Genomic DNA, 24,286 nt, shown 5'->3' with positions numbered 1-24,286 from the left:
TTTTCGGAAAGGGATTTGCAAACGATTCCAGATTTTATCTTACGGGAATCGTCGCAACTTGAGGTTTTTCTTTTATGAGGTTCACTCCTATCAAACCAAAGATTGAAAAAATCAAGGGAATGATAAAGCCATAATAGTATCCAGCGGTAACATGGTCTAATACACCCCCGAAAATAGCTGGAAGCAATACAGCACTTAAAAATCCACCTGTGTTTGCAAATCCTGATACCATTCCGGATTCACTTGTTGGGAACGTTTGGCGAACAACGGCAAAGGTTAGAGAATTTGAACCGAACGAAAATCCGATAATAAAGAAAAGGGAAATGAGCAAGAATAATGGGGGTCCTTCTCTGAAAACAAGAAAAGTAGACCAACATAACACCGTGACAATATGAAAAATGATATAAGGTCGTTTGATTAACCCTAATCGACTTGAAATCCAGCCGATTAACGGTGCACCCATTAACGCACCAATCAGACTAAACATAATAAGCTGGCTTGCTTCCAATCGGGTCAAGCCATACATATCCATTCCATAAGGTACTGCCCACGAACCGATAAAACCTAAATACCCTCCAACAAGTCCAAAGTGACATAAGAACAACGCCCATGCCTGCCGATTGGTAAAAATTCGACGGAGTAACACCGATGTTTTTTCACGTTGAACTTCTTTTTTCTCAATCATCGGATGGCCCGGCTTTTTGACAAGTACAATATAAAGAAAAGTTCCACACAAACAAAGTAGAATTCCCCCTGAAAGAAAAGCGCCTCGCCAACCTAGTAAAACAATTAATGCTGAAAAAGGGACAGTTGCCATCAGGAAACCAAGGCTACCGGTCATGCCTGCGATACCAATTAGCCGGGCAAATTCTCTTTCATTAAACCATCTGCTTAAAATCAGCACTAAGTTCACCCAAATGGTTGCATCCCCTATTCCTGTTAGGATTCTTGCAAAAAAGAGGATTACTTCATGGGTTCCCAAGCTGTAAATGATGGTTCCAACGCCTGTAAGGATGGCACCTAGTATCAGGAAAAAGTTAGGTCCGTATCGATCAGCCAAGATTCCCATTGGCATTTGTAGACCTGTGTATACAAAAAATTGGATACTCGTGAGAAGTCCAATCGTGGTTGCTGTTACTTGAAAATCCGTCATTAATTGGTCTGTAATTAATCCAGGTGCGGTTCGCTGACTTGACATGACTACATACGTAAACAAAACAGAAGCAAAAATAACCCATCTAAATTTACTTGATTGCATGCCCAATACTATCTTCCCCTGTTTGCTTTTTACCTTATATATATGGGTTTTCATACCGGTAGTGCGCATACATACACGAAAAAATCAATCATTACAATTTTTGATGCCAACATGTATAATCAAAAAATGGGAGTTGAGATTAGTGAATAAAAAAGACATCGCAAACATCCGTAAACAATTTAAACTAGAAAACCAATACTTAAAAATAAACGAAATTTTTAATGTGTATGTCAAAAAAGAATCCGGTGAGATTTATCACCACATTTGTCAGCCATTTGAGCTGTTAGAACAAGAAGCGCAGGAATTATTTTTAGATAACTTTAAAAAGACATTATCTGGGCAACTTGATACGAAGTTGTTTGAATTGAAGTTTATGCATGATGTGGAGAATAGCACACGCGACCTTCTGTATGATGGGCTACATCTGGAAGACACCGAGGAATGGTTAGAGCAAATGCTGCAAATTGTCGAGAAAATGTATGCTACTAAGGTTTATGAGTTTGACACCGTGGTGACATTCATCCGTGCCGAATACCGAAAACCAACTCGAAAACGCGACCCTGAATCTGAATTAGGCGGATCTGATGAGGTTTATTTCAGTCCACTCATTCTTTGCACATTGAATAAAATTGACCAGCCGAAAAAGACATTGGTTTTTGACTATATTGAAAGAACATTCAAACCAAATACTGAACTGGACCCGATTATTAATATAACTGCTCCGTTAACTGGTTTTCTTTTTCCTGCCTTTAACGACAATGCAGCAGACGTAAATCATATTCTTTATGCTTCCGGAAAAGCGAATGAGCCTAGCTATAGTTTCATTTCCGATGTGTTGAATTGCGAAGATATCATGACCGCGGAAGATGACAGGATTGGCTTTGAAATGATCTTGAAAAATGTCATCGGCGACAAGGTAGAATCTGAGGTTATTTCAAACGTATATGATGAAATCGATCGCTTTGTTCAAGAAAAAGAAGAAGAAGAAGAAGAAGAGAGCGAACCACCGATGATCAACTACCAAGACGTAGAGCGTATCTTGAAGGTCAGTGGCGTTGAAAATGTGGATACCGCTAAAGTAGAGCATGCCTTTAAAAGTGTAATTGATGACGAACGACATGAATTTAAAGCAAGTAACTTAATTCCAAAATCAATCAAAATCAACACCAAGGTTGCCAAACTTACGCTAGATCCAAAAGAGCTCAAATACGTCAAATACATCATGTACCAAGGCAAGCGCTGCTTGTTATTGGAAATCGATGAGGACGTCGTTGTCGAAGGATTGACCTTGGAGACGAAGAACCAAGGGCCCGAGGACCAGGGGGACGGTTCTACTGGTTCCTTCTAAACGAAAAACAGTGGATTTTGTTCTGGATCCACTGTTTTTTTATTGCGAAAAATAAAGGCAAACCTTTTGTAATTCGGCTGTTCGCTTGCGTTACCCTTTTCCTCTTCTCCGACGTCAATCGGGCACGATTCAGACACTTTTCTTAAGCCTAGCCCTTTCAAAAACAATCAAACGCCCAGCACAAACGCTGAGCGTCCTCCAAGTTTTTATTCTTTCCAATCCTTTTTAAATCGTTCGTATTTTCCTTCCAAGTCATCGAGCATCCCGATCAGACGGTCTATATCTTCTAGTTCAGTTGATTCAGGGTCTAATGAATCAATCACCTCTAAGAACATATTTAATCGATTTTTTAAATAGGTTATTTGTAAGTCCTTATCTTGAATTGCGTTTCCCAAGTGACAACGTTCCTTTCATTTTCCGGTATCTTTTTATCTTAGTAAAAGATGTTTGCATTGACAACTATTATTCTTTTCAATACAATGCCTAAGGCGATTTGTGTTTTAACAAATCCGTAAAAAGGAGTTACATATGTCAAAATTACAGTCTTCTATTCGAATTTCTCCCGCACATGACCCGTGGGAGGCTTATTTAGATGTTGAGCAATACGGCTCAATGCAGCTTACCAACATTGAATTTACAACGACGTATCTCTGTAACATGAGATGCGAGCATTGTGCGGTTGGCTACACATTACAGCCTAAGGATCCAAATGCTTTACCAATTGATCTATTATTAAAACGCCTAGATGAAATTCCAAAGCTTCGTTCCTTAAGTATCACAGGTGGCGAGCCAATGCTGTCAACGAAATCTGTTGCGAATTATGTGGTTCCTCTTTTTAAGTATGCCCATGAAAGAGGCGTTCGTACTCAAATCAATTCGAATCTCACATTGGATCTCGCGCGGTATGAAAAAATTATTCCTTATTTAGATGTGCTTCATATTTCACATAACTGGGGAACGGTCGATGATTTTGTTGAAGGTGGATTTGCGATGATGGAGAAAAAGCCATCATTTGAACAGCGCGAACGTTATTTTCAGCGCATGATTGAAAATAGCAAAGCCTTATCAAGAGCTGGAGTAATGGTTGCTGCGGAAACCATGTTAAATAAACGCACTCTTCCACATTTAGAAACAATTCACAAACAAATTGTGGAGGAAATGGAGTGCGGCCGACATGAGGTACATCCTATGTACCCGAGCGATTTTGCTAGCAATCTAGAGGTATTGTCGCTTGTAGAAATTAGGAGCGCCATCCATCAACTCCTTGATATTCGTAATGACGATGTGTGGATGTTGTTTGGCACTTTGCCATTTTATCCGTGCAGCCACAATGAGGATGATCTTGCTTTACTAAAGAGACTTTATTCAAGTAAAAATGTAACAGTGCGTAATGACCCAGATGGTCGCTCTCGATTGAATGTGAATATTTTCAACGGAGATATTATCGTGACTGATTTCGGAGACACGCCACCACTAGGTAATATCCAAACAACCTCGCTTCAAGACGCATATGACAACTGGTCAAAAACAAAGATCGCGAAAGAAATTAGTTGCCACTGCCCGGCAGTGAAATGCCTTGGGCCTAATATTCTTGTGAAAAACGCGTATTACAAAGAGGATGACTTTACAAAACGGAGTTCAAATCTATAAAAAATTCGGGCGCTGAGTGTCGCCCGAATTTCTTTTATCCCGTATTAGCGGGTTTATCTTGGGGTATCTGATACGAGGAATCCGTATGAAACGTGGTCTTGGACTGGAATCCATGCGCCGATTCCTTGGTGGGTTACATTTTTAACGACGATCGATTTTTTGCTTCCTTTTAGAACCAAATAAACCTCACCGTATGTAACCTTACCTTTTTCGTTAACTGCTGGCGCATAGGCATATAAGTATCCTAGCTTTTTCGGTGGTACATTATAGATTTGATCTTTTTTCGTTCCTCCACCAATAATCGTTTTGAAGGAAAGTGGAAGCTTCGACTTTTTCGCAGCTTCAATCAGCATCATTTTCTTTACATCTTCAGCATCTTGAATCTCCGCTGTTAGTCCGCCTTTGACAATCTTCTGCATTTCCTGTTTGTAGTGGATTTTATATGGAGTCTTTCCACCACGATTGTCATAATAATTTGTATTGATTTTTTCATATTCCCAATTCGTGCTTGTTTCAGACGATTCATAACTCAGTGGCCATTGCCCTAAATAAATGGTTGCGCGATACCCAAGCGCTAAAGGTGTCGTTTGAATAGCCGACTCATTTAAAATACGAATGAGATCTGGATTTTCTATTTCTACATCAGCACTATTAATAAGCTCTTTTGTAAGCTTACTTGGCTGTAGATATGGCAAATCCTGCGTCGGGTTCGGGTACGTATTATCTTGTGATATGTCTAAAACAGAACTAGGAATCTTGAATTTATCTGCTTTATTACCCTTTGCTTTTTCGGTACCTTCCGCCATCGCTGTTCCTGTAACAAAACTAAACATAAACATGGCGGCAACTATAAAATGAAAATATCGTTTCATAGGTCGGTACTCCTTTCCTTGGCTTTGTGCTTAGTGTTTTCGAAGTTTTTGCGGATTATCCATCCTTTTATTAGAAAATTTCTAGTAGCACGAAACTGACATACAAAAAGCCTTCCGGTTCACCCGGAAGGCCGACTAATTTTCTTTGCTCTCGATCTGGATATCGGACACACATTTGAATATATCGCGGACAAGTTGGGCGCATATCGGACCTTGCGTGCATTTTATCGGACATTAATCTAATTATATCGGACATAAACCACAATTTATCGGACAATCCAGGTTCTACTACATCATAAAAGCCTTCCGCTCCCGGAAGGCCGACTAACTAATCTTTACTTCCGATCTGGATATCGGACATATATTTGAATATATCGGACAAAGTTAGGCGGATATCGGACATTGCGTGTATTTTATCGGACATTAATCTAATTATATCGGACATAAACCACAATTTATCGGACAATTCAGGTTCTACTCCATTATAAAAGCCTTCCGGTTCACCCGGAAAGCCGACTAATGTTCTTTGCCCTCGATCTGGATATCGGACACACATTTGAATATATCGGACAAAGTTAGGCGGATATCGGACATTACGTGCATTTTATCGGACATTAATCTAATTTTATCGGACATAAACCACAATTTATCGGACATTAATCTAATTATATCGGACATAAACCGCAATTTATCGGACAATCCAGGTTCTACTCCATCACAAAAAGTCTTCCGGTTCACCCGGAAGGCCGACTAATTAGTTTTCGGTTTTGCCCTGGAGCCGAGGCCATTTTCCATCAACCTTTCACAATGTGGATAGAAGAATTGAATAATCGGTCCGATTCCGAATGTTACAACCAAGGTTCCAATGCCAATTGGTCCTCCAAACAAAAGAGCCAACACCAAGCCTGTCGCCTCAGCAATTGTTTTCGAAATCCCAAATCTTAACTTGAATCGCTTACTGATCGCGAGCATTAGATTATCGAGCGGTGAGAGTGGAAACTTTGCTTGAAGGTATATGGCAATTCCAAGTGATGCGATCACTAATCCCCCAAGTAAAACAAGGGCCTTCACGACAAATCCTTCTAAATTCAGTTCATCTAGTGCAATTAATAACCAAAAATCTATAAAAAAGCCAATTAAAATGATGGTTCCAATTGATAAGAATGCTGGCCGTTCCTTGAGTAAAAATGCATTTAAAAGCATGACACAAATACCCACAATAATAACCCAATTCCCTACAGTAAGACCAATTGACTCTGAGAGTCCAACATTGAGTGCGTCCCATGCCCCAGCCCCGATATCTGCAATGATCATTAAACTGATTCCCAGTGCTAAAACAAACAATCCAACGCAAAAAAATATGATTCGACGTGTGATCATAGAAGTGCTCCCTAAAGATTAAATTTTTTTTAAAAGTAACAATTAGTTTAAACATTGGATTTTATTATAATCAACTTAAAAAGATTAATCGATATTTTTTCACTTTTTAAAATTAAATTGAATATTTTTAATGTTGTGCAAATATTATTAAGTATACCTTACTTAAAGGAGGGATAAGGAGACCATACCTTAATGGAGGGGGTATGCTATCGAGTTGCCTGACGAAGAGAACACCAATGAAAAAAAGTTAAGTTATCCCTTAAAAAGTACTTAGAAGATTAAAACACCAAACGACTCTGTGTGGATGTTGTCTACACAGAGTCGTTTTATTCTTATAATAAATAAAATCCAATTCCCATGATGGCGTATGCGGCTAATAGAGTGCCACCTTCGAACCAGTTCGTTTCTCCATCATTTGTTAGTGCAATGGTTAAAAACACTGCTGTTATCATAGAAATAAGTTCTGGCATAGAGAAAACTAGCGACATTTGTGTGTCTAGGAATAATGATATCAAAACCAGTAGCGGCGCAACAAACATCGCTACCTGTAACGTCGAACCAATTGCAATCTCAATGGCCACATTCATTTTATTCTTATAAGCCATCATAACGGCTGATGCATGTTCAGCTGCATTTCCGACAATCGCCACAATAATAATTCCAATAAAAATCTCACTCCAGCCGAATGCTTCCGCCACGACTTCGAAGGTATGAACGAGATTTTCAGACACATACCCTACCGCAACCGTTGACAGCGCCAAGATAATAAACGCCTTCCATTTCCCCCACTCAGGTTCTTCATGCTCTTCACTTTCTTTTTCGACCTGTTCCGAATCTTCCTGATAAATGCCTCGATGTGAAACGAGCTTAAAGAAAAGCCCAGCTAAGTATAACATGATTAAAATAACTGAAATTCCAACGCTTAATGTAAATGTATCTGTATCATTCATGTCCATTGAAAAAACTTCTGGAATAACAAAGGCTAGAATGACAGAAAAAATTAATAGACCCGAATTGTGTCGCGCATCATGTACACTAAATTTCTGCCTTTTAAACTTAATACCTCCGACTAAAAAGGAAAGACCCCCTACTAGTAAAAGGTTACCAAGGACAGAACCCGTTAGTGATGCAAGCACAACCGTGACAAGTCCCGCTTTTAAAGCAAAGATAGAAATAATAAGTTCAACTGCATTTCCAAAGGTTGCGTTTAACAAACCACCAATTCTCGGGCCCGCAATAATGGCAAGGCTCTCCGTCGCTCTTCCCATAAATCCAGCTAAAGCGATAATAGTTAAACAGTACACAATAAACATGATAACGGCTGGCCAGTGAAGCAGACTTCCAATGATAGAAAGAGGTAAGCCGATTATCACCATAATCAAGAAAATTCGATTCAAAGGAACACTCCCTTTCATTGACCTATACGAAATGGACGAAATCTAAAAAAACTACGCCCATCGTTAGCGTAGTTTTTATCTATATAGATTATGTTCTATTCAAATGTTTTTATGCATCCACAATCTCAAAAGTTTCAATAATGTCGATGCTTCCCTTTACTGATTGGGCGATCGGACAATTCCGATGAGCAACTTCAATCGAACGTTGGATTTTTTGTTCAGCTAAATCTTTTCCTTTTATCACATAGTGAATGTAAACTTTCTCGACCCGGTTCGCATGTGCCTCATTTCGCTCCACTTCAGTCTTAATGGTGATGTCCTCTACCTCCATTCTCTTCTTTTCTAGAACCTTACGAAGTGTGCCCCCACTACAAACTGCGATAGACGAAACTAAAAGCTGATAAGGTCTGAATCCATGAGCTTCGTCGCCAGCAACCTGCAACTTACCAAATTCTACATCTGTGTAAAAGCCCACTTCTTGCATTTTAAAAATCATGAAAAATGCCCCCTGTCTTTGACTGATATCTTCAGTTTACTCAAATTCTCCATAGAATGAAAAGAAAAGAGAATCATTCTTTTCCATTTTCAACCCCTCATTAATTTTGTATCATTAGATTGTGAAATGAAACTGGGGGAAAAACAACATGAGATTACGGTTTTGGATATTAGTTAGTATTGTTGCAGTTTCTGGTTTTAGCCAGGGTATGCTACTTCCTTTAATTGCGGTTATTTTTGAAAATAACGGAATGTCATCTACCTTAAACGGATTACATGCAACTGCCCTATATATCGGTATATTACTTGTTTCACCATTTATGGAGTACCCGCTAAGGAAATATGGCTACAAACCTGTCATTCTATTTGGGGGATTGCTCGTTGTCGTGTCACTAGCCATGTTCCCATTATGGAAATCATTTTGGTTTTGGTTTGTCCTAAGACTCTTGATCGGAATTGGGGATCACTCCTTGCACTTTGGAACACAAACATGGATTACATCATTTTCTCCTGAGAATAAGCGTGGAAGAAACATTTCCTTATACGGATTATTCTTTGGGCTTGGCTTTGCCACTGGGCCGTTAATGACACCTTTGGTTAACATTGATGAAACCCTGCCATTTATTCTATCTTCTGTCCTTTGTTTAATTGGTTGGTTCTTTTTATTCCTATTAAAAAATGAGTTTCCGGAACAAGATTTAGGGGTGAACTCATTTAGGGAGACATTCAATCGTTTTTCAAAAGCCTGGAAGTATGCATGGGTTGCCTTTCTACCGCCGCTGGCCTATGGCTTTCTTGAGTCTTCTCTTAACGGAAGTTTCCCGGTTTATGGATTACGCATTGATTTAAATGTGGGATTTGTTTCAATTCTATTAACTTCATTTGCACTAGGCAGCATCATCACCCAACTTCCATTGGGTATTCTAAGTGATAAATTTGGTCGAAGAAATATTTTAATGATTGTACTGTTTTTAGGATTTTTAAGTTTTACCGTTGCAAGCTTCCTTGAGCACTCTCATGTCGGACTCTGGCTCTGCATTACGTTTGCGGGAATGGCAGTTGGATCGACTTTCTCTCTCGGAATCTCTTATATGACAGACTTAATGCCAAGGAATTTATTGCCGACCGGAAACCTTCTATGTGGCGTTTTCTTTAGCGTCGGAAGCCTTGTCGGACCGTTTTTCGGTGGACTGTTTATCCAATACTTTGAAAACATTAGCTTTTTCAATGTCATTGGAACGATTCTGTTTTTAATATTTATCATTCTATCTGTCTTTGGCACGAGAACGGCAACTAAGACAGTTGAAAATTGACTTCCTTTTTAGGAAGTCTTTCTTATTTTCTATGATTTTCTGCCTATTTTTAAGAATCCGATTGACGTTTTTTGAAAATCTGTTATATAATACATTAAAGATTAATACACTGTATTAAAACAGATGTGTAGGACGAAAAAAACTTAAGGGGATGATTGTAATGAGTAGGCAAGAACGCAAAAACATGATGGAGTTTATTGAGAAGTTTAAAGGCATTACTAAAATGGAGCTTATGTATATGACCGATGCAGATATCGAGCATATCTATAACACCACCTATTTTCACTTTGAGGAAATTGCAGAATAAAGAAGAAGAACAACTCGTCATTCGTTGGCGAGTTGTTTTTTTATGAACTTACAAGCTTATTTAAAATTATTATAAAAAACACTTTTAAAAATCGGGTAATGTGTTATAATTAATAATAATTATAAAGTAAAAATCAATTAAATTAGCAACTGCTATCGTAAAGATTGCAGTTTTCTTGTTTAAACGGCTTATTGATTGTGATTCCCTTTCTCAATTAGCAATATCAAGTTGATTTTTATTCTCAATTAGATATGTATAATTGAATGTTTTTCTCAATTAGAAAATGGAGGCGAACGAAATGAATACTGAAGTAAAGACTGCTCCAAGACGACAGCAAGTATATAAAACAGATAATGAATCTTCTCCGCTCCTTGAAAAAGTACAGCTTCACGGTGAATTAATTGCAGCGTTAACGAGTGGTGTTTTAATTGCGATTGCCTGGACATTAGGGCATTTCGAACACAACACCACTTCAATTGTTATGTATCTTCTCGCGTTTGTTATTGGTGGTTATGCAAAAGCAAAGGAAGGTATTTCTGATACGATTGCGGAAAAAGAATTAAATGTAGAGATGTTGATGATATTTGCCGCAATTGGCTCTGCGATCATTGGGTACTGGAATGAGGGTGCGATTTTAATCTTTATTTTCGCATTAAGTGGTGCTCTTGAAACCTATACGATGAATAAAAGTCATAAGGAAATCTCTTCACTTATGGGCCTTCAGCCTGAAGAAGCTACTCTTGTTGCAAATGGCATTGAGAGAATTGTCCATGTTTCTTCTCTTCAAATTGGCGATGCGATTTTAGTCAAACCAGGTGAACGCATTCCAGCCGACGGTAAGCTTTTAAAAGGTGACACAAACGTGGACCAAGCGGCCATTACAGGTGAGTCGATTCCTGTACGTAAATCCCTAGGTGATGATGTTTTTGCGGGGACCGTTAACCTTCGTGGGTCCATCACTGTTGAAGTGACAAAGCCAAATGAGGATTCGTTGTTCCAAAAAATCATTAAGCTTGTACAATCAGCTCAAAGTGAAAAGTCCCCTTCCCAGCAATTTATTGAAAAATTTGAAGGTACGTATGTGAAGTTTGTTCTAATTGCGGTAGGTTTAATGATGTTCCTTCCACACTTCCTGTTAGGGTGGACATGGACTGAATCCTTCTACCGTGCCATGATTTTATTAGTCGTTGCATCCCCTTGTGCCCTAGTTGCCTCCATTATGCCAGCAACATTATCGGCGATTTCAAATGGAGCAAGACGTGGGATCCTGTTTAAAGGTGGTGTTCACCTTGAGCAGTTAGGTAATTTAAAAGCTATAGCATTTGATAAAACAGGGACACTGACAAAAGGAAAACCTGTCGTAACCGATATGATTGTTTCTGATTCAATTGATCAAAATGAATTTTTACAAATTGTATCTTCCATAGAAAATCAATCTACACATCCATTAGCACAATCAATCGTGAATCATGCTAAGTCAAATGGTCAGGACCTAATAACTATAGATGGTATTGAGGATATGCCTGGATATGGGGTTAAAGCAACTGTCGGTGAGAATCATTGGTTAATTGGTAAAGCAGATCTTGTTGGAAAAGATGCTGCAGTTACTTTTAAAAATGGTGTTGCGAAACAACTGGCTTCTGAAGGTAAAACAATTGTTTATGTAAAAGCAGGTACCGATATTGCTGGGATTCTCGCTCTCAAAGACGTTGTCCGTAATGATACAGTTTCAGCTATTTCTGACCTAAAAGACCTTGGAATTTATACAGTTATGCTAACCGGAGACGGTGAAAAAACAGCTGAAGCCATTGCGGCTGAAAGTCATGTTGACCAACATATTGCTGAATGTTTGCCAGAAACAAAGGTGAACCACATCAAAGGCCTTATTTCAAAATACGACACTGTTGCCATGGTTGGGGACGGAATCAATGATGCACCTGCTTTAGCAACTGCGAATGTTGGGATTGCGATGGGTCAAGGAACGGATGTTGCGCTTGAAACTGCAGATGTCGTACTGATGAAAAATGACCTTCCACGAATTGCGGAAGCCGTAAAGCTTTCAAAACGCATGAACCGGATCATCAAACAAAATATTATTTTTTCTATTAGTGTGATTATGCTGTTAATCCTGTCAAACTTCTTTCAAATCATTGACCTCCCATTTGGCGTCATTGGCCATGAAGGAAGCACTATTCTCGTTATTTTAAATGGACTTCGCTTGTTGAAGTCATAAAATAAGGACTTGACCCCATCGGTCAAGTCCTCTTTTGTTAAATATCCAAGTATTGGGGACCAATAGAACCGTCCCTCTGGTTCCTCTGGTTCTAGTGATAGCCGTTGCTGCCGTTTGCAGAACTGCTAGTTTTTTGTTTTGGGCTATTTTTCTTTCCCTTTTGCTTTGTTCCACCGTCTTTTTTAGACATAATAAAGGCCTCCTTGTACTGTACTTACACCCTTTATTATCTCTCGCCACCTCACTTTCCATGAAGGTAACTTACGGTAAAATTATCGGCCATCCCTAATCCGGTGACAGTTCAAAATGGCGTTGATTTCTCCTCCGATGATGATGATCATCGCTGATAAATAGAACCAAATCATTAGTACTATAATGGCACCTAGGCTGCCATATGTCGTAGAATAATGGCCAAAGCTGTTTACATAATAGGAAAACGCGAGGGAAACGAACATCCATCCGAAAGTTGCAAAAAAGGATCCTGAAATGATTTCTTTAAATTTTAACGGGCGGTTTGGTGCCACCCAGTACAAAAACGTAAATACAATAAACAGGATAGCCGCACTCACAATCCAACGAATTCCATTCCAAACATCTAAAAATTCATCAGACAAGCCAAAAGACGAAAACATAAATATCCCAATTTGCTTTCCGAAGACGGGTAATAATAAAGCGACGATAATGACAAAAATCATCCCGAATGTGAGGAGTATTGAAATCCCTCGTGTGATAAAAAAATTCCGGGTTTCTTTTACATCATAGGCTTTATTGAACGACCTAACGACCGCGTTGATTCCATTGGATGACGACCACAAGGTACCAATGATCCCTATTGATAAGAGCCCGCCTTTATTTGAATTGACTATAAAATTTAAGTTTTCTTCAATCAAATCAACAGTACCTACAGGTGCATACTGTCTCACAAACGCCAAGACATCTATATGGGATATTGGCAGATATCCAATGAGTGTCACGAGAAAGATTAAAAATGGGAATAATGAAAGCAAGAAAAAGTAGGCTAATTCTGCAGACATACTCCCTACTTCATCTTCCTTATATCGCAAAATCAATTCCTTAATAAACCGCAAATCTAAGGTTCGAACTTCGGTCATTTCTTCACCTCTCTATATTATCGTCCCTCATACCTTCCGTTTTATTAGCAATTGCATCCTTTGTTTCTTTGACAGCTTCGACAATTTCTGGTGTAGTTTCAACGATTTCATTCACCTTTGAGGTTACGATACGAACATCCTCTGCGACCTGTTCAACTGTTGTACGAACAGTATTGAACTGGTCCCTTACAAGCTCTGTATAACGCTGTGGATTTTTCATCACTTCAACTGCCTTTTTGCTCACTCTTTTACTAGTATGTAAAAATTGCTCTCTTGTTTCCTTATCGAGTAAAGAAATTGCTGCACCAATGGCAGCGCCTATGAACATGCCTTCGACCATTTTATTACGTTTCGCCATTCGTATCACTCCTTTCCGACTAGGTTTTCCTTTTTGATGACGTCTAATAGACGTTTGCAGCCGTTGGTCACCAGTTCGTACACCTCATCAAAATTCCCGGTGTAGTACGGGTCAGGTACATCTGTAATTTTGCTCTCATCGACAAAATCAAGGAGCCGTTGAATCCGACCTGTTTTTTCACCGGTTATCATTTTTTGAAGGTTTCCTAAATTGTCTGAGTCCATTGCAATAATATAATCAAATTGTCCAAGATCTTCCGGTAATACTTGACGTGCCTTAATCCCTTCAAATGAGATATTATATTTTGTTAAAATGGTTTGCGTGCCTTTATGCGGCGGATGTCCGATATGCCAGTCTCCCGTTCCTGCTGAGTCAACTTGGATTCGATCCGCAAGCCCTTCCTTTTGTACTAAATCACGAAAAATGGCCTCCGCCATCGGTGATCTACAGATATTCCCTAAGCATACGAATAATACCTTTATCATTTTTGTCCATTCTCCTTCATGTCATATTTTTCCGTACCTCGCCATATTAAATAATAGCAGAAACGTGATACAATAAGAATACACTGAAAATTGAAAGGATGAAAACATTGGATCTCTCACAAAAGTCAGTCGAAAACGTAGAGTTTATGATAGAAAAAATTAAAGAAAAACTGAAAGTGCTAAACATTGGTGCCATTAAGCCTTCCCATTTTGACGAAGAAATGTACGAAGAATTAAAGGATATTTACGACCTTACCATGAAAAAGAACTCATTTAGCCCGAACGAAATGCAGGCACTTGTCGAAGAACTCGGGAGCTTACGCAAAAATAAATAATACATAGAACCAACCTTTTTGAAACTCGCCTATGGCGGGTTTTTTTTATTGTGGCACGACACAAAATCAGAATATTAAGTCAATAACTATTCACCCTTGCATATATCTATAGAGAGGGCATTGTAACTTTGGGACAATGAACCTGTCCCTGTGTCCCATCTAAAGGGGGGATTACATTTGCTAGGACTTTGGCTAACGCTTATTGGCATGTCTGTGTTGTATTTTATCTCCGCTGGATTCTGGTTTTACTTTGTCGCCACTTCGATGGATATCGATGATTCAAAAAAAATTGACCCACTACCTGATGAAAAAGAATAAAAGGTATGAAAATGAGCCACACCCTTAGGTATGGCTCATTGTTTATTTTGTCAAATGGTAGACAACAGACTCGTATGGACGTAATTTGATTCCTTTTGAAAGATCAAGTTGCGAATTCTCATAGTTGGAAATGAGTAAGTCACTGATATATTCACTTACATTTAAGTCTGCAGGAATCTCAAACGTTGTTTCTCTTCCGTAGAAATTGTTTACGACTAGAAGTTTCTCATTCTCACCATTACGAACATACGCAAAGATTTCCGGATGGTCCTCATGCAATAATTCATAATCTCCATACGTAATAATGTCGAAATCCTTACGGAGCCTAATCAATTTTTGGTAATGATAGAAGACTGAGTCTTTATCTTCTAACGCTTCTTGCGCATTAATTGTTTTATAATTTGAAGCAACATTAATCCATGGAGTTCCGCTTGTGAAACCAGCATGTTCACTTGCATCCCACTGCACAGGTGTACGAGAATTATCACGTGATTTATGTTTAAGAATCTCGATAATTTCGTCGTTGCTCATTCCTTGTTCTTTTTTAATATTGTAGATATTGATGGACTCAACATCACGATACTCAGAGATGTCATTGAATTTCGGATTGGTCATTCCAAACTCTTCACCTTGGTAAATATAAGGCGTACCTTGCATCATATGAATGGTTGTCGCAAGCATTTTCGCTGATTCCGTTAAATACTCACCATCATTCCCATATCTTGAAACAATCCGCGGTTGATCATGGTTGCACCAGAACAGTGCATTCCAGCCACCACCCTTATGCATTTCAACCTGCCAAGTTGAGAGGATTTTTTTCAATGCTTGGAAATCAAAATCGGCAACCGTCCACTTATCACCGTTCGGATAATCCACCTTTAAATGATGAAAATTAAAAGTCATACTAAGTTCTTCACGTTCAGGGTTTGAATATTTAATACAATCTTCAATTGTCGTAGATGACATTTCCCCAACCGTCATACTATCGTATTTCGAAAAAACATTCTGATTCATTTCGTGCATGAACTCATGGACGCGTGGACCATCTGTATAAAACTTACGTCCGTCACCTGGAGGGACAGAACCGTCATCATCCGGGAAGCTTTGGTCTTTTGAGATGAGATTGATTACATCAAGACGGAAACCATCTACCCCTTTTTCAAACCAGAAAGTCATCATGTCATAGACTTTTTTACGAACCTCATCATTTTCCCAATTAAGATCCGCTTGGGTTACGTCAAAAAGATGAAGGTAGTACTGCCCTGTTTTTTCATCATACTCCCAAGCATTACCGCCGAATTTAGATTCCCAGTTAGTTGGCTCGTGACCGTCTTTAGGGTCTTTCCAAATATAGAAATCTCGATACGGGTTGTCTTTAGACTCTCGGGATTGCTTGAACCATTCGTTTTCAGTCGAGGTATGATTCACAACGATGTCCATGATGATCTTGATGCCGCGGGAATGAGCTTCCTCTAGCAAGCGATCAAAATCCTCCATCGTGCCATATTCTTCTTGAATCGCAAAATAATCGCTAATATCGTACCCGTTATCCCGCTGTGGAGATTTGTAAATCGGCGTTAGCCAAACGACGTCCACACCAAGGGCTTTCAGGTAATCAAGCTTTTCGATGATCCCTTGAAGATCACCGACACCGTTTCCAGTTGTATCATTAAAACTCTTCGGATAAATTTGATAAACGACAGACTTCTTCCACCAAGGCTGCTTCAAATTGCTACACCACCATATAAATAATTCATGTTTGTAGTATTTCATAAAGGAAACAAACTTATTTGTAGTTGTAGTTTAACTTGTATATACAAGTTAGTCAAATAATTGCTACCACTGATTTGGCGGGCGGAAGTACCATGATTTGGTGGAGTCAATGACTGTGAAAAACTGGCGTTATTTCAAAACTAATGTCACTATCAGTGAAATACTGTCACTGTTCCAAAATTACTGTCACTATCTCGAAAATACTGTCACTAAGCAAAAATACTGCCGCTATTCCGAGAATACTGCCACTAACTCAAAAATACTGCTGTTATTTCGATAATACTTCCACTATCCTAAAAATACTGCGACTAATCATTTTGGTGCTCGTCCATTGCACGTGCCAATACTTCCTTCAGCACTACCGCCTGGTTATGCACTTCATCCTTTGCACCAAAAAGAAGAGTAACTTTTTCTTCCTTCGCCATCTCTAGCAACTGATCCAATGCCACTTTTTTCTCCTCAGTCTCTTGCAGTTCTTTTATGTAATGTTCCTTAAATTCTTCAAATCTTTCGGGCTTGTGGTTGAATTCTTTGCGCAGCTCAGTACTTGGGGCGATTTCTTTCATCCACTTGTCAAGTTGAGCCTTGTCCTTTGAAATTCCTCGTGGCCAAATTCCATCCACTAATATTCTTTTTCCATCTTCCGTACTAAAAGGCTCATAAATACGTTTTAATACAAACATTTTTCTCTTCCTTCCAAAAAAAAGGCAAAACGCGATGTTTTACCCCCTTTTCACTATTTGAATTTATTATGCAATTTCATTTGGTAGTCTTTAAAAACGGATGAATGTGAAGTCTTTCTGTTTTTTAGAATTTGGTTTAAACGAAATTGTTTTTCGTTAAGTCTTTTCTGGTAGATTTGCCGCTGAACTTCATCCTCACAGTTATCAATGAGATTCTCAATCGTGAGCAGCTCTTTTTTTATTTCCGTTTCTTCATTGATAAACCCTGAATTTTTCATGACGCGATAAGCCATACGGAGGTCCTCTGGAATCGCAGAATCGTCATCAAGCTTTAGTGGTTTGCCAAATCCAGGTAAGTTATCAAACTCCCCTTCTTTATAGGCCTTACGAATTTTATCCTCTGATACAATACGTGAAAAATCCATATTAACGCCTCCTTCTTGGAGTGTTTCTTCTACTACTATTTTACGTGTTTTTTGAACATTTTGCCATTCCCCTCATATATTTCTCCTATATTTCAATTTTTACAATATGACAACAACCCCCAAAAATCGACATTTTTTCGTGAACACTATAGAGTAAGTGGGTTGAAATGACTACTTTTATAAATAAAATGAGGACTAAAAGTGTTTCGGAAAACCAGTTTTAGTCTTAGAAATAGAACCCCAAACTTTATAAAGGATGGAGATAACAATGTTTTCAAACGTGGAAATTGGAATTGATTTAGGAACTGCAAATATTCTTGTATATACAAAAAATAAAGGTATCATCATTAATGAGCCATCCGTAGTGGCGGTTGACACTGAAAGTAACAGAGTCATTGCTGTTGGGGCAGAAGCGAAAAGAATGATTGGTAAGACGCCTGAAAAGATCGTAGCGATTCGCCCTTTACGTCAAGGTGTCATTGCTGACTTCAATATGACTGCAGACATGCTTCGTCATATTATGAGAAAAGTGAGTCAAAAAATTGGTTACTCCATTCGCAAACCAAATGTGGTCGTTTGTACACCTTCTGGGTCTACATCTGTCGAGCGACGTGCGATCCAGGACGCAGTTAGACTATGTGGAGCCAAGCAGGTTTATTTAATTGAAGAACCAGTTGCGGCAGCAGTTGGCTCTGATTTACCGGTTGATGAGCCGGTTGCGAACGTAATCGTTGATATCGGTGGAGGTAATACCGAGGTTGCGATTATTTCCTTTGGTGGTGTGGTAACGTGCAACTCAGTTCGAATTGGCGGAGACCAGTTTGATGAAGATATTATTCAATACGTAAGAAAAAGATACAACGTTCTTATCGGGGAACATACTGCTGAACAAGTTAAATTTGAAATCGGCTATGCACTTGTTGATCACGAAACAAAAACAATGGATATTCGCGGACGTGACCTTGTCACTGGTCTACCAAAGACCATTTCATTGCGTTCAACCGAAATTCAAGAAACGCTAAAAGAATCGTTACTTCATATTTTAGAAGCCATCCGCGCAACCCTAGAGGATTGCCCACCAGAATTAAGTGGTGATATTGTCGATCGTGGAGTTATTTTAACAGGAGGCGGAGCGTTATTAAATGGCATGCAAGATTGGCTCAGCCAAGAAATCGTCGTTCCGGTACACCTTGCTCCAAATCCACTCGAATCAGTTGCTATCGGAACAGGACGCTCTTTAAGCATCATCACAAAGCTTCATAAAATTGCAAAATAAAAACCAGGGGGACGGTTCTCCTGGTCCCCCAGTTCCATAATCATAGGAACCACTAGAACCGTCCCTACGGTTACCTTACACAAATAGAAAAGGCCGAATCCTATACGATTCGGCCTTTTCATACTACTTTTTATTATGCTGTTTTTGAAGTTGTTTTTTGAAACTTCTTTTTGGCAGCAATCTTTTTGTTTTTCAAGTATCCAAGTCCTAATATAAGAACTGTTAATACTGCTGCGATTAGGTATGAAACTGGACCATGTTCGATGTGAAGGAAATTAATAAATCCCTTATCCTTCATTACCATTTCACCCGCTGTCCAAGCAAGAATACCAGCACCGACGTATGAAATCCAAGCATATTTGTCCATTGCTTTTACAATGAACTTTGAACCGAAGATCATAATTGGAATACTTATGAAAACACCTAGTGCAATCATACCAATGTGACCATCAGCAGCACCTGCAACCGCAACTACATTATCAAGACTCATGACAGCATCTGCCATGATAATTGTACCAATAGCTGACATTATGCCAGATGTAGACTTCACATGAGCTTCTCCTTCTTCTTCAACTAATACCTTGTAGGCGATGAAAAGGAGTAAGACTCCACCAATCACATTCACATAAGGAATTTTTAACAAGTAAACAATGATGGCTGCAAATAAAATACGTAAAATAACTGCCCCTGCTGTTCCCCAAAAGATGGCTTTGTTTTGTTGATCTTTTGGAAGATTTCTCGTAGCCATCGCAATTACAACAGCATTGTCTCCAGATAATATAATATCAATAGCGATAATTTTTAATAGAGCGATTGTTGCTCCAGAAGAGATAGCTAGTCCAAGAATCGATAGCATATCCATAGGGTAATTCCCCCTCAATTAATATAGTAAAATAGCATAATTTAAATTACATATTCTAGCATACTCCTATTTTTTGTCACATTCAATATATTGGTATGAAATCTTACATGCAAAACCACCAGAATTATCCACATCATTGATGTTCATACTACATATGAAATTCTATTGACATAACACCATTTGGTTTCATATAATCAAAATACAAAACCAAATGGTTTTATATATAATCGTAAAGGAGATTTATTATGGCAAAAACACCTGATATAAAACAAACTGTTTTAATTGAAGCACCTATTGAAAAAGTATGGGACCTTGTATCAAACGGGGAAGGAATCGGAACTTGGTTCATGCCCAATGATTTAGTAGCAGAGGAAGGCCATGAATTTCATATCCAATCTCCATTTGGCCCCTCTCCTTGTAAAGTTTTAAAAGTAGAGGCGCCACATCTTCTTACTTTTGCCTGGGACACGGAAGGCTGGGTTGTGGAGTTTCTTTTAAAAGAAGTCGATGGAAAAACAGAGTTCACCCTTATACATGGCGGTTGGAAAGATTCTGAAGAAATCATTGGTAAAGCAAATCGTAAAGCTTCAGAGGTCCGCGAAACAATGAATGGCGGTTGGGCAGGTATCGTGCAAAAACTTCGTCAGGTGGCGACTAATTAGTGGCAGAGTCGGCCGGGAAATATGATGTATTTCAAGCGATTGCTGATCCAACACGTAGAGAGGTGCTCCGTTTACTTTCAAATAAGGAACTCCCTATTTCAGAGATCACAAGTCATTTTTCGATGAGTCGGACAGCCGTGGCAAAGCATCTACACATACTCGCTGAGGCGAATTTAGTGAGCGGCAAAAAGGTTGGTAGAGAAAAACGCTATCGCCTTCAGCCCGAATCATTATCAGAGCTGCACGAGTGGTTGGCTTACTTCGATCAGTTTTGGAATAATAAGCTGTCAGTGTTAAAACATATTGCCGAGAACGGTCCAGATGGTGGTAGTGGATTAAAAGTTGTAAAGCCGTCGGATTCGGATTACTAAGTTCATTATGTGTCTTGTGTTAAGGTCTTCATCCGTTGATGAAGACCTTAACTTTTTAATGAGAGCAAGCTTAACGAGCTTATCGATGCGATGAAGGACTTTCTGCGCGGACTCAGCTATTGTGCGGGACTTCATCAACACCATGAAGGACTCCACGGGCAGACTCAGCTTGTCCGCGGGACTTCATCAACGCCATGAAGGACTTTACCCCCGGAATCAGCTGGTGCACGGGACTTCACCACTGCCATGAAGGATTTTACGCCCGGACTCAGCGATTGTTCGATCTTTCATCCCCCAACCTCCCAACAATCCCCAAACAAAAAGGTCTTCATCCCAGATGAAGACCTTCAGCTATTAGCGGCAATGAAATTTCTATGGTTGTGCCTTTGTTTTCCTCGCTATCGATCGTTAGTTGGCCGCCGTGCTCTTGGATAATTGTTTGGCAGATCATTAAGCCAAGGCCGGTGCCTTTTTCTTTTGTTGTGAAAAACGCTTTGCCGATTCTATCAAGCTTGTCCTTAGGAATTCCACATCCATCGTCAGCAAAGCGAAGGATCGCATTGTTTCCTTTTGGGTATAACGTAATATCGATGATTCCTCCATCATCGATTGCCTCGATACTATTTTTCAAAATATTAATAAAGACTTGCTTCAGTTTATTTTCCTCACAATTGATAAACGCATTTTTTAGTTCATCATCATAGGCTGTTTTGATTCTGATATTATGAAGAATTGCCTGTGTATCTAAGAGAAACACCACTTCATTCAAGATTGTTGTGAGCCTTCGTTTCTTAAGCTCAAGTTTTTTCGGCTTTGCGAGTAATAGCATTTCATCAACAATGGTGTTAATCCGGTCTATTTCGGATACCATGATTTCGGAGTAACTGTTAATCATCTTTGTAGCTTTTTCATCCTGCAAAAGTTGCGCAAACCCCTTTAAGCTTGTAAGAGGATTTCGAATTTCGTGTGCAATCCCCGCTGCCATTTCACCAATCAATGAAAGTTTATCAGTTTGTTGAATAAGTTCTTGGCTCTTTTTCACTTCCGTAATGTCCCGTACGACAATATATTGGAAAAAATCTCCTTGGTAGGTAATCGGCATTACTTTGAGTTCAACAGAGATTTCGCCTAATGACGGATGGTCAATTATCCCTTCCGTTATCTTTTTAAACTTATTTCCTTTTTCTATTTTTCTTGTTGTCTTTTTGGAGTCATATTTGATAAAATCTTTCAACGAATGGCCAACGACCGATTTGTCATCTGAAGCTCCTATAAGAAATTTACCCGTATCATTTATATAGAAAATTTCCTCTTGGCGCATCAGGATAATCGCATATGGAGCATTTTCCACTAAAAAGCGAAACTCTCGATTTTTTCGAGATTCATAAACGGAAAATAATGATGCTGTGATCACAATTAGTAAAAGATACACTTCCCAACGATTCATGATTCCTACATAAAAGATTTGACCCAAAATTAAAATCAAACTACACAGAAATATCGAAAAATTTAATGCCTTCCATCTTCTCTTTCCCATTTCTCCCCAACCTTTTCCCTATTTATTTCTAAAAAAAAGAAAAAAGGCCTAACCTCATAAAGAAGTTAGGCCATGACGAAGGCTTGTCCAAATAAGACATCCTCGCATTTACCATTTTTTATTTCAATATAAAACAGATTAAACTGTTGTCTTCTTTAAAGTCCCAATCAACAAATATATCAGCGACTGGCTGCGAAAATATTTGTTCATACTTTCCATGTCGATGTAGATAGCTTTTTTCAAGATTGTCCTTTGTAAAAAGAAGTTCCTTCTCAAAGCCTCTTTTTAATAACGCCTTTTCAATGGGTACCAAGATTCCATCTCGTTTCACAATAAAAATCCTTGGGGAAATTTGAAAACTAGATGTTTTCTCAGGTATCTTTTGGACTAGTTTACTAATCCTATCGATTTCGGATTCAAGAAGTGCAAAATCAATTGCTTTATCCTTTTCCATTTGATTTAACGGACTTTCTAATTCTGCGATAATAACACCCGTGTTATTCGGAAAGTTCCAATCATGAAAAAATGTTTTTACTTCCGTTTCAAGGGTTACCTGAAATACACCTTTTAATTCTGCTAAAATACTTTTGATTACAACATCCCTTGCATGATCCACTTGAATACGCTGATTCTCCTGTAAAAGAACCTCTTCCATTGGAGATATGAAACCACGGATTTGCAAAACTAAAAAATGATTAGCCGTAACCGCAAAACAGGACTCAGGTCCCCGTCCAAATTTATTTCGGAGAAGCTTGCTTGTGTAACTACTTATGTATTTTAATTTTCCCTGTAAATCCATGTGATTCCCACCTTTAGGGAATTCACTACAATAACCAATGACCTTCTATTCATCAGCCTTTATTATTGTAGCATTGTTTCCCTTTCATTTCCATGTACACTACTTAGTTTGTCAATTTTGGTAGGAATTATTAGGAAATCATTACTTACAATAAAAAACCTTATAGCTTACATCTTTGTCATAATTCCAAATCATAAAGATATCATCTATTTCTTTGTTTGTAATTTTGTTGAATCTCTTTATATTCGCATTGTAATTTTTGCGAACTCTATCTTCTCTTTCTGATAGAATGTGCATACCTTTTTCAATTAACAACCTTTCAATTGGCAGTAAATAGCCTGCACATCTAATGATATAAACTGCTGAACCAATTTTCGTCATATCAAGCTCTTTTGGCTGATATTGATAAAATTCGCTTTGTCTGCTAATCTCGTTTCGTAGCATCATAAATTCAAGCGAATTTTCCGTTGATTTCCTCTCTTCCTGAACCACTTCCGCCAGAAGCACACCCGTGTTTTTTTGGAAGTTCCAGTCTTGATATAAATGGTTGATCCTTACACACAATACCTCCTCTAACGTATCCTGAATAGGCTCAAAAAGGTCTTCCGTTATATTTTTTCGTATTCTCTCGGCGGTTTCAATATCCTCTTTTACAACGAGTTCATATTCAATTTTTGTCATAAACTTTTTTATGTGTACCACAATGTATTGTTCAGAAATCGACGTAAAGCAAGTTTCTGGACCTTTTCCGAATTTTGATTTTATTTGTTTACTCACATAGCTGCTGATTTGTGTTAATTCTTCCTGTTTTGTAATGTAACTCCTCGACATGCGATCTATTATCCTCCTAAAACGCAATAAAAAATGGCCTAACCTCTACACAAAATAGAAGTTAGGCCATGGTTAGACTTATTCGTATTCTACCATTTACCAATCTTTTTGAAAAATGAATTTTAATATTTTAATAAATACTACTTTATTAGTTGCAAATATTGAGACTAATGACTGCTAGACATTAATCTTGCTCATTGTATCAC

Annotated in this window: 26 protein-coding genes; 10 read left to right on the top strand and 16 right to left on the bottom strand. The window is 38.6% G+C overall.

The window, feature by feature from the left end:
- Nucleotides 1-34: 34 nt before the first annotated feature.
- Nucleotides 35-1,264, bottom strand: a complete 1,230-nt coding sequence (locus CKK03_RS03065) for an MFS transporter (protein WP_099361157.1) — start codon at nt 1,262-1,264, stop codon at nt 35-37.
- Nucleotides 1,265-1,400: 136 nt separating this feature from the next.
- On the opposite strand from CKK03_RS03065, the gene CKK03_RS03060 reads away from it, so the two are divergent.
- Entirely contained in the window at nt 1,401-2,606 is a 1,206-nt protein-coding gene (locus CKK03_RS03060; RefSeq protein WP_099361156.1) for a DUF4317 domain-containing protein, read from the top strand.
- A gap of 206 nt (nt 2,607-2,812) precedes the next feature.
- Here CKK03_RS03060 and CKK03_RS03055 read toward each other — a convergent pair whose 3' ends face one another.
- Complete coding sequence (locus CKK03_RS03055) at nt 2,813-3,001, bottom strand: SE1561 family protein (protein ID WP_099361155.1); 189 nt, start codon at nt 2,999-3,001, stop codon at nt 2,813-2,815.
- Between the two features lie 133 nt (nt 3,002-3,134).
- Here CKK03_RS03055 and yfkAB point away from each other — a divergent pair, with 133 nt between their 5' ends.
- Nucleotides 3,135-4,256: a radical SAM/CxCxxxxC motif protein YfkAB gene (gene yfkAB / locus CKK03_RS03050; RefSeq protein ID WP_099361154.1), complete on the top strand. Its 1,122-nt coding sequence runs from the start codon at nt 3,135-3,137 to the stop codon at nt 4,254-4,256.
- Between the two features lie 53 nt (nt 4,257-4,309).
- Here yfkAB and CKK03_RS03045 read toward each other — a convergent pair whose 3' ends face one another.
- From CKK03_RS03045 to CKK03_RS03030, 4 genes are all read right to left on the bottom strand, one after another.
- Nucleotides 4,310-5,128 (bottom strand): YfkD famly protein, encoded by an 819-nt coding sequence (locus tag CKK03_RS03045; RefSeq protein WP_099361153.1) that lies wholly within the window; start codon nt 5,126-5,128, stop codon nt 4,310-4,312.
- A 750-nt stretch (nt 5,129-5,878) separates the two neighbouring features.
- Complete coding sequence (locus CKK03_RS03040) at nt 5,879-6,508, bottom strand: YczE/YyaS/YitT family protein (RefSeq protein ID WP_099361152.1); 630 nt, start codon at nt 6,506-6,508, stop codon at nt 5,879-5,881.
- A 332-nt stretch (nt 6,509-6,840) separates the two neighbouring features.
- Nucleotides 6,841-7,923 (bottom strand): calcium/proton exchanger, encoded by a 1,083-nt coding sequence (cax, locus tag CKK03_RS03035; RefSeq protein ID WP_099361151.1) that lies wholly within the window; start codon nt 7,921-7,923, stop codon nt 6,841-6,843.
- Between the two features lie 91 nt (nt 7,924-8,014).
- Nucleotides 8,015-8,401, bottom strand: a complete 387-nt coding sequence (locus CKK03_RS03030) for an OsmC family protein (RefSeq protein ID WP_099361150.1) — start codon at nt 8,399-8,401, stop codon at nt 8,015-8,017.
- A 148-nt stretch (nt 8,402-8,549) separates the two neighbouring features.
- Between CKK03_RS03030 and CKK03_RS03025 the strand changes: the two genes are divergently transcribed.
- The 3 genes from CKK03_RS03025 to CKK03_RS03015 all read left to right on the top strand — a co-directional run bounded on the left by CKK03_RS03025 (nt 8,550) and on the right by CKK03_RS03015 (nt 12,253).
- Entirely contained in the window at nt 8,550-9,713 is a 1,164-nt protein-coding gene (locus CKK03_RS03025; protein WP_099361149.1) for an MFS transporter, read from the top strand.
- Between the two features lie 160 nt (nt 9,714-9,873).
- A complete protein-coding gene (locus tag CKK03_RS03020) occupies nt 9,874-10,020 on the top strand; it encodes a BH0509 family protein (RefSeq protein WP_099355480.1) in 147 nt (48 codons plus the stop codon).
- A gap of 298 nt (nt 10,021-10,318) precedes the next feature.
- Nucleotides 10,319-12,253 carry a heavy metal translocating P-type ATPase gene (locus CKK03_RS03015; protein ID WP_099361148.1) on the top strand — a complete coding sequence of 645 codons (1,935 nt, stop codon included), beginning with the start codon at nt 10,319-10,321 and terminating at the stop codon, nt 12,251-12,253.
- 272 nt (nt 12,254-12,525) lie between these two features.
- Here CKK03_RS03015 and CKK03_RS03010 read toward each other — a convergent pair whose 3' ends face one another.
- From CKK03_RS03010 to CKK03_RS03000, 3 genes are read right to left on the bottom strand one after another with little or no spacing between them, the layout of a single operon-like run.
- On the bottom strand, nt 12,526-13,365 hold the full coding sequence (locus tag CKK03_RS03010) for a YihY/virulence factor BrkB family protein (RefSeq protein WP_099361147.1): 840 nt from the start codon (nt 13,363-13,365) through the stop codon (nt 12,526-12,528).
- A 4-nt stretch (nt 13,366-13,369) separates the two neighbouring features.
- A complete protein-coding gene (locus CKK03_RS03005; RefSeq protein ID WP_099361146.1) occupies nt 13,370-13,723 on the bottom strand; it encodes a YtxH domain-containing protein in 354 nt (117 codons plus the stop codon).
- A gap of 5 nt (nt 13,724-13,728) precedes the next feature.
- Entirely contained in the window at nt 13,729-14,208 is a 480-nt protein-coding gene (locus tag CKK03_RS03000) for a low molecular weight protein-tyrosine-phosphatase (RefSeq protein WP_099361145.1), read from the bottom strand.
- 107 nt (nt 14,209-14,315) lie between these two features.
- Here CKK03_RS03000 and CKK03_RS02995 point away from each other — a divergent pair, with 107 nt between their 5' ends.
- Together CKK03_RS02995 and CKK03_RS23570 are read left to right on the top strand one after the other, a co-directional pair.
- Nucleotides 14,316-14,543, top strand: a complete 228-nt coding sequence (locus CKK03_RS02995) for a DUF1128 domain-containing protein (RefSeq protein ID WP_099361144.1) — start codon at nt 14,316-14,318, stop codon at nt 14,541-14,543.
- 177 nt (nt 14,544-14,720) lie between these two features.
- Nucleotides 14,721-14,861: a hypothetical protein gene (locus tag CKK03_RS23570; RefSeq protein WP_180271128.1), complete on the top strand. Its 141-nt coding sequence runs from the start codon at nt 14,721-14,723 to the stop codon at nt 14,859-14,861.
- Between the two features lie 42 nt (nt 14,862-14,903).
- Here the strand turns inward: CKK03_RS23570 and treC are convergent, their stop codons facing one another.
- The 3 genes from treC to CKK03_RS02980 form a co-directional block, all read right to left on the bottom strand.
- Entirely contained in the window at nt 14,904-16,589 is a 1,686-nt protein-coding gene (gene treC, locus CKK03_RS02990; RefSeq protein WP_099361143.1) for an alpha,alpha-phosphotrehalase, read from the bottom strand.
- A 353-nt stretch (nt 16,590-16,942) separates the two neighbouring features.
- Nucleotides 16,943-17,317, bottom strand: coding sequence for a DUF488 domain-containing protein (locus CKK03_RS02985; protein ID WP_099361142.1), 375 nt, complete (start codon nt 17,315-17,317; stop codon nt 16,943-16,945).
- A 53-nt stretch (nt 17,318-17,370) separates the two neighbouring features.
- Nucleotides 17,371-17,742: a DnaJ family domain-containing protein gene (locus CKK03_RS02980; protein WP_099361141.1), complete on the bottom strand. Its 372-nt coding sequence runs from the start codon at nt 17,740-17,742 to the stop codon at nt 17,371-17,373.
- Nucleotides 17,743-18,010: 268 nt separating this feature from the next.
- Here CKK03_RS02980 and mreBH point away from each other — a divergent pair, with 268 nt between their 5' ends.
- Nucleotides 18,011-19,018, top strand: coding sequence for a rod-share determining protein MreBH (gene mreBH / locus CKK03_RS02975; RefSeq protein WP_099361140.1), 1,008 nt, complete (start codon nt 18,011-18,013; stop codon nt 19,016-19,018).
- A 133-nt stretch (nt 19,019-19,151) separates the two neighbouring features.
- Here mreBH and CKK03_RS02970 read toward each other — a convergent pair whose 3' ends face one another.
- On the bottom strand, nt 19,152-19,880 hold the full coding sequence (locus CKK03_RS02970; RefSeq protein ID WP_099361139.1) for a TerC family protein: 729 nt from the start codon (nt 19,878-19,880) through the stop codon (nt 19,152-19,154).
- A 245-nt stretch (nt 19,881-20,125) separates the two neighbouring features.
- Between CKK03_RS02970 and CKK03_RS02965 the strand changes: the two genes are divergently transcribed.
- Entirely contained in the window at nt 20,126-20,542 is a 417-nt protein-coding gene (locus CKK03_RS02965) for an SRPBCC family protein (protein ID WP_099361138.1), read from the top strand.
- Nucleotides 20,542-20,913, top strand: coding sequence for an ArsR/SmtB family transcription factor (locus tag CKK03_RS02960; RefSeq protein ID WP_099361137.1), 372 nt, complete (start codon nt 20,542-20,544; stop codon nt 20,911-20,913). The genes CKK03_RS02965 and CKK03_RS02960 overlap by 1 nt, the downstream gene beginning before the upstream one ends.
- Nucleotides 20,914-21,241: 328 nt before the next feature.
- On the opposite strand, the gene CKK03_RS02955 is transcribed toward CKK03_RS02960, so the two are convergent.
- From CKK03_RS02955 to CKK03_RS02945, 3 genes are all read right to left on the bottom strand, one after another.
- A complete protein-coding gene (locus tag CKK03_RS02955) occupies nt 21,242-22,450 on the bottom strand; it encodes an ATP-binding protein (protein ID WP_099361136.1) in 1,209 nt (402 codons plus the stop codon).
- 118 nt (nt 22,451-22,568) lie between these two features.
- Nucleotides 22,569-23,249: a Na-translocating system protein MpsC family protein gene (locus CKK03_RS02950; protein WP_099361135.1), complete on the bottom strand. Its 681-nt coding sequence runs from the start codon at nt 23,247-23,249 to the stop codon at nt 22,569-22,571.
- Between the two features lie 141 nt (nt 23,250-23,390).
- Nucleotides 23,391-24,080 (bottom strand): Na-translocating system protein MpsC family protein, encoded by a 690-nt coding sequence (locus CKK03_RS02945; protein WP_099361134.1) that lies wholly within the window; start codon nt 24,078-24,080, stop codon nt 23,391-23,393.
- Between the last annotated feature and the right edge of the window lie 206 nt (nt 24,081-24,286).

The organism is Fredinandcohnia onubensis (assembly GCF_002734215.1).
Lineage (GTDB): Bacteria > Bacillota > Bacilli > Bacillales > Bacillaceae_L > Ferdinandcohnia > Ferdinandcohnia onubensis.
The sequence above is the reverse complement of the archived record's forward strand: the minus strand, read 5'-3'. Positions and strand labels throughout refer to the sequence as shown.